Annotated in this window: 8 protein-coding genes and 1 pseudogene; 1 reads left to right on the forward strand and 8 read right to left on the reverse strand. The window is 72.4% G+C overall.

What is annotated here, in order from left to right; all coding sequences use genetic code 11:
- Nucleotides 1-33: 33 nt before the first annotated feature.
- The 8 genes from EBN88_RS25095 to EBN88_RS25135 all read right to left on the reverse strand — a co-directional run bounded on the left by EBN88_RS25095 (nucleotide 34) and on the right by EBN88_RS25135 (nucleotide 9,688).
- A complete protein-coding gene (locus EBN88_RS25095; protein WP_122399340.1) occupies nucleotides 34-246 on the reverse strand; it encodes an acyl-CoA carboxylase epsilon subunit in 213 nt (70 codons plus the stop codon).
- Nucleotides 247-282: 36 nt separating this feature from the next.
- Complete coding sequence (locus EBN88_RS25100) at nucleotides 283-1,878, reverse strand: acyl-CoA carboxylase subunit beta (RefSeq protein WP_122399341.1); 1,596 nt, start codon at nucleotides 1,876-1,878, stop codon at nucleotides 283-285.
- Nucleotides 1,879-2,071: 193 nt separating this feature from the next.
- Nucleotides 2,072-3,688, reverse strand: coding sequence for a citramalate synthase (gene cimA / locus EBN88_RS25105; RefSeq protein ID WP_122399342.1), 1,617 nt, complete (start codon nucleotides 3,686-3,688; stop codon nucleotides 2,072-2,074).
- A gap of 368 nt (nucleotides 3,689-4,056) precedes the next feature.
- Nucleotides 4,057-5,163, reverse strand: coding sequence for a branched-chain amino acid aminotransferase (locus tag EBN88_RS25115; protein WP_122399344.1), 1,107 nt, complete (start codon nucleotides 5,161-5,163; stop codon nucleotides 4,057-4,059).
- Nucleotides 5,164-5,407: 244 nt separating this feature from the next.
- The gene (locus tag EBN88_RS25120; protein ID WP_122399345.1) at nucleotides 5,408-6,451 is read right to left on the reverse strand and encodes a 3-isopropylmalate dehydrogenase; all 1,044 of its coding nucleotides are present in this window, start codon (nucleotides 6,449-6,451) and stop codon (nucleotides 5,408-5,410) included.
- 85 nt (nucleotides 6,452-6,536) lie between these two features.
- Nucleotides 6,537-6,743 carry a hypothetical protein gene (locus tag EBN88_RS25125; RefSeq protein WP_122399346.1) on the reverse strand — a complete coding sequence of 69 codons (207 nt, stop codon included), beginning with the start codon at nucleotides 6,741-6,743 and terminating at the stop codon, nucleotides 6,537-6,539.
- Between the two features lie 296 nt (nucleotides 6,744-7,039).
- Nucleotides 7,040-8,671: an L-glutamate gamma-semialdehyde dehydrogenase gene (gene pruA, locus EBN88_RS25130; protein WP_122399347.1), complete on the reverse strand. Its 1,632-nt coding sequence runs from the start codon at nucleotides 8,669-8,671 to the stop codon at nucleotides 7,040-7,042.
- A gap of 90 nt (nucleotides 8,672-8,761) precedes the next feature.
- Nucleotides 8,762-9,688 carry a proline dehydrogenase family protein gene (locus tag EBN88_RS25135; protein WP_122399348.1) on the reverse strand — a complete coding sequence of 309 codons (927 nt, stop codon included), beginning with the start codon at nucleotides 9,686-9,688 and terminating at the stop codon, nucleotides 8,762-8,764.
- A gap of 233 nt (nucleotides 9,689-9,921) precedes the next feature.
- Between EBN88_RS25135 and EBN88_RS31335 the strand changes: the two are divergent.
- A pseudogene (locus tag EBN88_RS31335) lies at nucleotides 9,922-10,589 on the forward strand (PucR family transcriptional regulator); the annotation flags it as partial.

Here is a 10,589-nt window from a genome sequence, read left to right on the forward strand (position 1 = left end):
CACGCCCCGCCGCCGCGCCGGGCGCGCGGGCGGTCAGCCCTGCCAGCTGTGCGGGGCGCGGTAGGCGCTGGCCCGCTCCAGGCGGCGCCAGCCGGCGGTCGACTGGCTCGGCCTGCCGGCCTCGGCCGGGGTCTCGCGCTGGGCGGCCCTGGCCAGCAGCAGCGCGGTGACGGCGGCCAGTTCCTCGTCGCTGGCCGCGCCCTTCTCCACCCGCACCAGGCGCGGGTCGCTCGTCTCAGAGGTCATCGGTGGCTTCCTCACTCGGCACGTGGAACGGCCGGATCACTGGGGCGGGTTGCCGTGCTTGCGGGCGGGCAGGTCGGCGTGCTTGCTGCGCAGCATCTCCAGCGCGTGGATCAGCACGGTGCGGGTCTCGGCCGGGTCGATCACGTCGTCCACCAGGCCGCGCTCGGCAGCGTAGTAGGGATGCATCAACTCCGCCTTGTATTCCTTGACCATCCGGTCGCGCATCGCCTCCGGGTCCTCGGCGGCGGCGATCTGTCGGCGGAAGATGACGTTGGCCGCGCCCTCGGCGCCCATCACGGCGATCTCGTTGCTCGGCCAGGCCAGGGTCAGGTCGGCGCCGATGGACTGGGAGTCCATCACGATGTACGCCCCGCCGTAGGCCTTCCGCAGCACCAGCGAGATGCGCGGCACCGTCGCGTTGCAGTACGCGTACAGCAGCTTGGCGCCGTGCCGGATGATCCCGCCGTGCTCCTGGTCCACGCCGGGCAGGAAGCCGGGGACGTCGAGCAGGGTGACGATCGGGATGTTGAAGGCGTCACACATCTGAACGAAGCGGGCCGCCTTCTCCGAGGCGTGGATGTCCAACACCCCGGCCAGCGACTGGGGTTGGTTGGCGACGATGCCCACCACCTGGCCGTCGAGGCGGGCCAGCGCGCAGATGACGTTGGTGGCCCAGCGCTCGTGGACCTCCAGGAACTCGCCGTCGTCGACCAGCTCCTCGATCACCGCCCGCATGTCGTAGGGGCGGTTGCCGTCCAGCGGCACCAGGTCGACCAGGGAGTCGCAACGGCGGTCGGCCGGGTCCTTGGTGGGGGCGGACGGCGGGTTCTCGCGGTTGTTCGCGGGGAGCAGCGAGAGGAGGAAACGGACCTCCTCCAGGCAGGTCTCCTCGTCGTCGTAGGCGAAGTGCGCCACGCCGGAGGTGCCGGCGTGCACGTCGGCGCCGCCCAGGCCGTTCTGGGTGACCTCCTCGCCGGTGACCGCCTGCACCACGTCGGGCCCGGTGATGAACATCTGGGCGGTCTCCCGCACCATGAAGACGAAGTCGGTGAGCGCCGGCGAGTAGGCGGCGCCGCCGGCGCACGGGCCGAGCATCACGCTGATCTGCGGGATGACGCCGGAGGCGCGGGTGTTGCGCTGGAAGATGCCGCCGTAGCCGGCGAGGGCCGAGACGCCCTCCTGGATGCGGGCGCCGGCGCCGTCGTTGAGCGAGACCAGGGGGGCGCCGGCGGCCAGCGCCATGTCCATCAGCTTGTGGATCTTGGCGGCGTGTGCCTCGCCGAGGGCGCCGCCGAAGATGCGGAAGTCGTGGGCGTAGACGAAGACCGTGCGGCCGTGGACCGTGCCCCAGCCGGTGACCACGCCGTCGGTGTAGGGGCGCTTGGCCTCCAGGCCGAAGCCGGTGGCCCGGTGGCGGCGGAGCTGGCCCACCTCGTGGAAGGAGTCCTCGTCCAGCAGCAGACCGATGCGCTCGCGGGCGGTGAGCTTGCCCTTGGCGTGCTGCGCCTCGGTCGCCTTCTCGGACGGGCCGCGCAGCGCCTCGGCGCGGATCGCCAGCAGCTCGGCCACCCGGCCCCGGGTGTCGGTGGCGGCTGGCGCCTCGGGGGCTGCGGTATCGGCGTGATCGGTCATGTATAGACCCTACGAAACTCCGCTCCTGAGGGCTCTCGTTGGGTCCACACAGTCTCCTCCCTGAATTCATGGCCGCGCCACACAGAACCGGAAGGTCACCACGCGCGAGGTGCCCGGAGTGGACAGAGGCCACCCGAGGCGCGTTAGAGGAACCCCACAGGGGCTCCGCCCCGCCGCCCCCGAGACGCCTGGCTCAGCCCGCGGGGCGCAGCCCGGCGCGCAGCAGCCCGTAGGTGTAGGCGTCGTCCAGGGCCTGCCAGGAGGCGGCGATCACGTTGTCCGCGACCCCTACCGTAGACCACTCGGCCTGCCCGTCGCCGCTGGTGATCAGGACCCGGGTGGTGGACTGGGTGCCCGACCTGCCCTCCAGGATGCGGACCTTGTAGTCGATCAGCTGGATGCGGGCGAGCTGCGGGAAGGTGCGTTCGAGTGCCGTGCGCAGCGCCTGGTCCAGGGCGTGGACGGGGCCGTTGCCCTCGCCGGTGGCCAGCACCCGCTCGCCCTTGACCCACAGCCGGACGGTGGCCTCGTTGACCATCCCGCCGTCGGTCCTGTGGTCGGTGATGGTGCGCCAGGACTCCAGCTCGAAGAAGCGGTCGCGGCGGCCGGCGGCCTCGTCGCGCAGCAGCAGCTCGAACGAGGCGTCGGCGGCCTCGTAGGTGAAGCCGTTGCGCTCCTGTTCCTTGATCCGGGCGACCACCCGGCCGACCAGCTCGCGGTCGCCCGCCAGGTCGAAGCCCAGCTCGCGGCCCTTGAGTTCGACGGAGGCGCGGCCGGCCATGTCGGAGACCAGCATCCGCATGGAGTTGCCGACCAGTTCGGGGTCGATGTGCTGGTAGAGGTCGGGGTCGACCTTGATGGCGGAGGCGTGCAGGCCGCCCTTGTGGGCGAACGCGGAGACGCCGACGTAGGGCTGGTGGGTGGCCGGCGGCAGGTTGACGACCTCGGCGATGGCGTGCGAGATCCGGGTCATCTCGGTGAGGGCGTCGGGGGGCAGCACCCGCCGGTCGTACTTCAGCTCCAGGGCGGCGACGACGGGGAAGAGGTTGGCGTTGCCGACCCGTTCGCCGTAGCCGTTGGCGGTGCCCTGGACGTGGGTGGCGCCGGCGTCCACGGCGGCCAGGGTGTTGGCGACGGCGCAGCCGCTGTCGTCCTGGGCGTGGATGCCGAGCCGCGCGCCGGTGGCCTCGCGCACGGCGCGCACGGTGTCGGACACGCGCGCCGGCAGGGAGCCGCCGTTGGTGTCGCAGAGGACCACGACGTCGGCTCCGGCGTCGCGGGCGGCGCGGACGACGGCCAGGGCGTAGTCGGGGTTGTCGGCGTAGCCGTCGAAGAAGTGCTCGCAGTCGACGAAGACCCGGCGGCCCCGCGCGCGCAGGTGGCGGACGGTGTCGGCCACCATGGCGAGGTTCTCGTCCAGGGTGGTGCGCAGCGCCAGTTCGACGTGGCGGTCGTGGGACTTGGCGACCAGCGTCACCACCGGCGCGCCCGAGTCCAGCAGCGCCGCGACCTGCGGGTCGTCGGCGACGTCGACGCCGGCCCTGCGGGTCGAGCCGAAGGCGACCAGCTGGGCGTGGCGGAACTCGACCTCGCGGGCGGCGCGTTGGAAGAACTCGGTGTCCCTGGGGTTGGCGCCCGGCCAGCCGCCCTCGATGAAGCCGACGCCGAAGTCGTCGAGGTGGCGGGCGATGGTCAGCTTGTCGGCGACGGTGAGGTGGATGCCCTCACGCTGCGCGCCGTCACGCAGCGTGGTGTCAAACACGTGGAAGTCGTCGTTCGGTGGCTGGGGCGAGGTGGCATCCGTCGTCATGGCCTTGAGGCTCCTGTGGTCCGCGCGTTCCGCGCTTCTGTGTGTGTTCGTGGGGCGGCGTGGTCGCCCTCGCCCGGCGCTCCCGCTCCGGCGTGGTGGGCCGGAAAACGAAAAGACCCCTCGCGGGTGCGAGAGGTCTGCGCGCGGGTCTGGGACCGAGTGGTCCGCTGCCGCGTGTCCTGTGCGGTGTTCAGCGGTCACTGCCGACCGGCGCGCTGGTCACCAATAATGATGGCGAACGAGAGCACGCCGGCAGTCTGCCACGGGTGGCCAGGGCCGCCCAACCCGTCTCACCATCCGGACCCACGCCTGGTGGGCGCGGGTCCGGGGGCGGAACGTTCCCCGGTCAGCGAACGGCCAGCGGACGGTCAGCGGACGGGGTGCATCCAGCCGTAGGGGTCGGGGCGTTGACCGGTCTGGATGCCGAGCAGTTCGGCGCGCAGGCGCTGGGTGATCGGCCCGGGCTGGCCGTCGCCGACGGTCCAGTCGCCGTCGTTGGAGCGGACGGAGCCGACGGGGGTGATCACGGCGGCGGTGCCGCACGCGAAGACCTCGCTGATGGTGCCGTCGGCGTTGCCCTGCCGCCAGTCCTCCGTGGAGATCTTGACCTCGCCGGTCGAGTGCCCCAGGTCGCTGGCGATCCGCAGCAGTGAGTCGCGGGTGATGCCGGGCAGCAGGGCGCCGGTGAGCTGGGGGGTGACGATCTCGGCGTCCTCGCCGGTGCCCCGGACGAAGTAGAGGTTCATGCCGCCCATCTCCTCGACCCAGCGGTGCTCCACCGCGTCCAGCCAGACGACCTGGTCGCAGCCCTGGCGGACGGCCTCGGCCTGGGCGACGAAGGCGGCGGCGTAGTTGCCGCCGGTCTTGGCGTCGCCGGTGCCGCCGGGGGCGGCGCGGACGTACTCCTTGGAGAGCCAGACGGAGACGGGCTTGATGCCGCGCGGGAAGTAGGCGCCGGACGGGGAGGCGATCACCATGAAGAGGTACTCGTTGGCCGGGTGGTTGATGCCCAGGCCGACCTCGGTGGCGAACATGAACGGCCGCAGGTAGAGCGACTGTTCGCCGCTCGGCGGGACCCATGCCTCGTCCTGCCTGACCAGGACGTCGATGGCCTCGACGAAGGTCTCGATCGGCAGCTCCGGCATCGCGAGCCGGCGGGCGGAGCGCTGGAAGCGTTCGCCGTTGGCCTCGGGGCGGAAGACCGCGACCGAGCCGTCGGCCTGCCGGTAGGCCTTGAGTCCCTCGAAGATCTCCTGCGAGTAGTGCAGGACCTTTGTCGCGGGGTCGAGGGAGAGGGGCCCGTAGGGCTGGAGTCGGGCGTCGTGCCAGCCCTGGTCCTCGGTCCACCGGATGGTGACCATGTGGTCGGTGAAGTACTGGCCGAAGCCGGGGTTGGCCAGCACCGCCTCGCGGTCCGCGTCGGAGACCGGGTGGTCGGATGGGGTGATGTCGAAGGGGAGGGGAGACGTCGTCATGGTGAGCGCGTTCCTTCACTGGGTGTCGAGGCGGACCGCGAACCGGCTCCGTTAGTAGGAAGTCCGAGCATCGGGACACACAAGGGTGACACATCCGTAGGGAACGGGCACCGTCGGGGCGCGACGGCGCTCGGCCCGTTGGCCGGACGCGGTCCTGGGATGCGGATACCCACGGCACCCAGCGGCGGCTCGCCACCGGCCGCCGGGCACCGAGCCCGGCGGCCCAGGGGCCTTGCCGAGCGGGCTAGTTGGCTACTCGTGCCGCCAGCGCGTCACCGATGGCCTCGGTGGTGCGCGGGGCGGCGGCGTCGCGCTCGGCGAGGTCGGCCGTGACGGCGTCCTCGATCCGGGCGGCCTCGGCCTGGTAGCCGAGGTGACGCAGGAGCAGGGCGACCGACAGCACGGTCGCGGTGGGGTCGGCCTTGCCGGTGCCGGCGATGTCCGGGGCCGAGCCGTGGACCGGCTCGAACATGGAGGGGAAGGCGCCCGTCGGGTTGATGTTCCCTGAGGCGGCGAGGCCGATGCCGCCGGTGATGGCGGCGGCCAGGTCGGTGAGGATGTCACCGAAGAGGTTGTCCGTGACGATCACGTCGAACCGCTGGGGCTGGGTCACGAAGAAGATCGTGGCCGCGTCCACGTGCAGGTAGTCGACGGTGATGTCGGGGTACTCCCGGGCGACCCGGTCCACCGTGTTCTTCCACAGGTGGCCGGCGTGGACCAGGACGTTGTTCTTGTGGACCAGGGTGAGCTTCTTCGCCGGGCGGGCGGCGGCGCGCTCGAAGGCGTCCCGCACCACGCGCTCGACGCCGAAGGCGGTGTTGAGGCTGACCTCGGTGGCCACCTCGGCCGGGGTGCCGGTCCGCATCGAGCCGCCGTTGCCCACGTAGGGACCCTCGGTGCCCTCGCGGACGACGACGAAGTCGATGTCGGGGCGGCCGGCGAGCGGCGTCGGGGTGTTGGGGAAGAGGCGGCTGGGGCGGAGGTTGACGTAGTGGTCGAACGCGAAGCGCAGCTTCAGCAGCAGCCCGCGCTCCAGCACGCCGGAGGGAACGGTCGGGTCCCCGATGGCGCCGAGCAGGATCGCGTCGTGCGCCTTGAGTCGCTCCAACTCCTCGTCGGGGAGCGTCTCCCCGGTCCGGTGCCAGCGGCTCGCCCCCAGGTCGTAGGTGGCGGTCTCCAGCTTCACCTCGGACGGCAGCACGGCGGTGAGGACCTTCAGCCCCTCCGCGACCACCTCTGGGCCGATGCCGTCACCGGGGATCACCGCGAGATTGATACCGCTAGCCATGCCGGGAACCCTATGCCCGTCCCACTCTTCGAGGGAAATCCGTCCACGATGCGGACGTTGGGCGTTCGGTGGGGCTGCCGGGACCTCAGGACTCGACGGGGCCGCCGTTGTCCCGACGGTCGAGGGCGGACTGGAGGGCGGTCGCGGCGTGCCGGCGGGCGGCGATCCTGGCCGCCCTGGCCTCGGCCCTGGCCTGGCTGAGCGCGCTGGGGCGGGCGTCCGCCGGGCGCTCACCGGGGAGTTGGGCGACGGCGGTGACGGCGGGGGCAGCGGTGACTGCGGTGGCGTCCATGGCGGTCAGCTCCAGGGTGCGTGACTGGGGGGACAGCGGAGCCGGGGCGACGGCGACCCGGTGTGAGAGAACGCTGGGGCGCACTGTGGGATATCAACAAAGTTCGCCGAGCCCACAGCGGAACCTCACCCAAAATAGCCCGCCCGAGCCATGCTGTCTGCCCAAATGCTTGACCGTCCTACTATCTGAGACGCGGACGGCCCCCCACCGTTGCCACCGGGGCCCGTGGGGCCGATGGTTCCGGTGGGTCCTGTGGTGCGTGGTGGGGGGCCGAGCCGGCCGCCAGGGTGGAGGGGTCACCCCATGTGCGGATACCGGTAGTCGGTGGGCGGCACCTGGGTCTCCTTGATCACGCGCGGGGAGACCCAGCGCAGCAGGTTGAACTTGGAGCCGGCCTTGTCGTTGGTGCCGGAGGCACGGGCGCCGCCGAAGGGCTGCTGGCCGACGACGGAGCCGGTCGGCTTGTCGTTGAGGTAGAAGTTGCCGGCGGCGAAGCGCAGCCGCTCGCTGGCCTCGGCCGCCGCCGCCCGGTCCCGGGCGAGAAACGCGCCGGTCAGCGCGTAGTCGGCGACCGACTCCATCTGGTCGAGCATGGTGTCGAAGTCGTCGTCCTCATAGACGTGAACGGCGATGATCGGTCCGAAGTACTCGGTGGTGAACACCTCGTTGGTCGGGTCCGAACAGGTCAGCACCGTCGGCCGGACGAAGTACCCCACGCTGTCGTCGTAGCCGCCGCCAGCGACGATCTCGCAGGTCGGGTCGGCCTTGGCCCGTTCGATGGCGTCCCTGCTCTTGGCGAAGGCGCGCTCGTCGATCACGGCCGCCATGAAGTTCCCCAGGTCGGTGGGGTCGCCCATGGTCAACCCCTCGGTCTCGGCGGCCAGTTGCTCGCGCAGCCCGGCCTCCCAGAGCGAGCGGGGGACATAGGCGCGGGAGGCGGCCGAGCACTTCTGGCCCTGGTACTCGAAGGCGCCGCGCACGATGGCCGTGCGCACCACGGCCGGGTCGGCGCTGGGGTGGGCGACGATGAAGTCCTTGCCGCCGGTCTCCCCCACCACGCGCGGGTAGTTGCGGTAGCGGTCGAGGTTCTCGCCGACGCCGCGCCACAGCGTGCGGAAGGTGGTGGTGGAGCCGGTGAAGTGGATGCCGGCCAGGTCGCGGTGCGGGAGGGCGACCTCCGAGACGGCGCGGCCGTCGCCGGTGACCAGGTTGATGACGCCGGCCGGCAGCCCCGCCTCCTCCAGCAGCCGCATCAGCAGGACGGCCGCGTGGGTCTGGGTGGGCGAGGGCTTCCAGACCACGACGTTGCCCATCAGTGCCGGCGCGGTCGGCAGGTTGCCGGCGATGGCGGTGAAGTTGAACGGGGTGACCGCGTAGACGAAGCCCTCCAGCGGCCGGTAGTCCATCCGGTTCCAGACGCCCTTGGGCTGGACCGGCGGCTGCTCGGCGAGGATCTCCCGCGCGAAGTGGACGTTGAACCGCCAGAAGTCGATCAGCTCGCAGGGCGCGTCGATCTCCGCCTGCTGGATGGTCTTGGACTGGCCGAGCATGGTCGAGGCAGCGATGGTGGCCCGCCAGGGGCCGGAGAGCAGCTCGGCCGCGCGCAGGAAGACGGCGGCCCGGTCGTCGAAGGAGAGCGCGCGCCACGCAGGGGCGGCGGCGAGCGCCGCGTCGATGGCGTCCCTGGCGTCCTGCTCGGTGGCGTTGCCGTAGGTGCCGAGCCGGGCGGCGTGGCGGTGCGGCTGGACCACGTCGAAGCGTTTCCCGCCGCCCATCCGCTGTCGGCCGCCGATGGTCATGGGCAGGTCGATCGGGTTCTCGCTCAGCTCCTTCAACGCGCGCTCCAGGCGGGCGCGTTCGGGCGAGCCGGGGGCGTAGCCGAGCACCGGCTCGTTGGCCGGCGTGGGGACCTGGGTCACAGCGTCCATGGCCGTTCTCCTTCGGTGTTCGGTGTTCCGGTGTTCGGTGTTCGTGGCGGTTCCGGTCCGGTCCGGTTCCGGTCCGGTTCCCGGGCGCGGTCAGCCTCGGGTGGCCAGGGAGCGGGCGAAGAAGGCGAGGTTGGCCGGCCGCTCGGCGAGCCGGCGCATGAAGTAGCCGTACCAGTCGGTGCCGTAGGGGACATAGACGCGGACCCGGTGGCCCTGGGCGGCGAGCCGGCGCTGTTCGGCGTCGCGGATGCCGAAGAGCATCTGGAACTCGTAGCCGTCGAACGCCCGCCCGGCCCGCTTGGCCAGCTCCTCGGCGACGGCGACCAGCCGGGGGTCGTGGGTGGCGACCATGGGGTAGCCGGCGCCGGCCATCAACGTCCGCAGGCAGCGGACATACGCGAGGTCCACCTCGGGCCTTCGCTGGAAGGCGACCTCGGGCGGCTCCCGGTAGGCGCCCTTGACCAGCCGGACCCGGGCCCCGGCGGCGGCGAGCGCGCGGGCGTCGTCCTCGCTGCGGAACAGGTAGGACTGGAGGACGGCGCCGGTCTCCGGGTGCCGGGCGCGCAGCTCGCGGTGGATGGCCAGGGTGGAGTCCACGGTGCGGTGGTCCTCCATGTCCAACGTGACGGCGGTGCCGGCGTCGCTGGCGGCGGCGACCACCCGGGCCACGTTGCGGTGGGCGATGTCGTGCCCGTCGGGAAGCGCCTGGCCGAAGGCGGAGAGCTTGACGGACAGCTCGGCCCGTTCGGCGAGGCCGGCGGCGGCCAGCTCGTCGACGAGGGCCAGATAGCCGTCGCGGTTGCGGCTGGCCCGGGCCGGGTCGGTGACGGACTCGCCGAGCCGGTCCAGGGTGACGGTCAGGCCCCGGGCCAGCAGGACGGTGGTGGCGTCGAGGGCGTCGGACAGCTCCTCGCCCGCGATGAAACGGTCCACGACGGGGCGGGTCAGCGGGGCGGACGACACCAGCCGCCGCACGCGTTCGCTGCCGGCGGCGGCGAGCAGTACGGGTCCCAGCACGAGCACCTCCCGGGGTTGGCCGAACGGGTTCGGCGAAGCGGTACCAGCCGGTCGGGACCACGGTAGGACCGCGCCTGCCCGGCGCCTATCGACAGCTGTCGAGCGCCGGGCCGGCGGAGTTCAGACATCTGTATGGGGGTCGGGGGCCGCTTCCTTAGGCGCTGCCGGGCCACTCAACGAGAATGGTGGCGAGAGAACCGCGCCGGCGCGAGACGGGAGGTGACGAACGGGGGATGCGCTCCGCCCATCGGGAACTCCAGGAACTGATCGACGAGGTCTGCGCGCTGCTCGACGCCCCGGCCACGCTGGAGGGCCGGGACTTCCGACTGATCGCCTTCGGGGCCCACGACAGCGAGGACGAGGGGGTGCTGGACCCGGTCCGCACCCGTTCCATCCTGCGGCGCGGCTCGACGGCGGCGGTCCGCGCGTGGTTCGAGGGCTTCGGCATCACCACGGCGCGCGCGCCGGTGCGAATCCCGCCGGAGCCTGCCGCCGGCGTGCGCACCGGGCGGCTCTGCCTGCCCGTGCGCCACGGCGGGGTGGTGCACGGCTACATCTGGCTGTTGGACGACGGGGCGCTGGCGCTCGACGACCCACGGCTGGCCGAGGCGATGGTCGTCGCCCGCCGCGCGGGGGCGCTGCTGGCCGAGGAGGCGCGGGTCGGCGCCCGGCTCGGGGAGCTGCTGCGCGCCCTCCTCGCCGGGCACGGCGAGGAGGGCGCGGCGGCCGGCGCCGAACTCGCCGAGGAGTTGGGGCCCGTGGCCGAGGGGCCGTTGGCGCTGCTGGCGATCGCCCCGTGGGAGGCGGCGCACGAGCTGCCGGCGAGCCCGCCGGGCGCGCTGGCGCTGACCGCGCTGCCGGGGCAACGGGGCGGCGCCGCCTGGGCGTTGGCGGCGCTGGT

The sequence above is a fragment of the Streptomyces triticirhizae genome, assembly GCF_003696235.1.
Lineage (GTDB): Bacteria > Actinomycetota > Actinomycetes > Streptomycetales > Streptomycetaceae > Streptomyces > Streptomyces triticirhizae.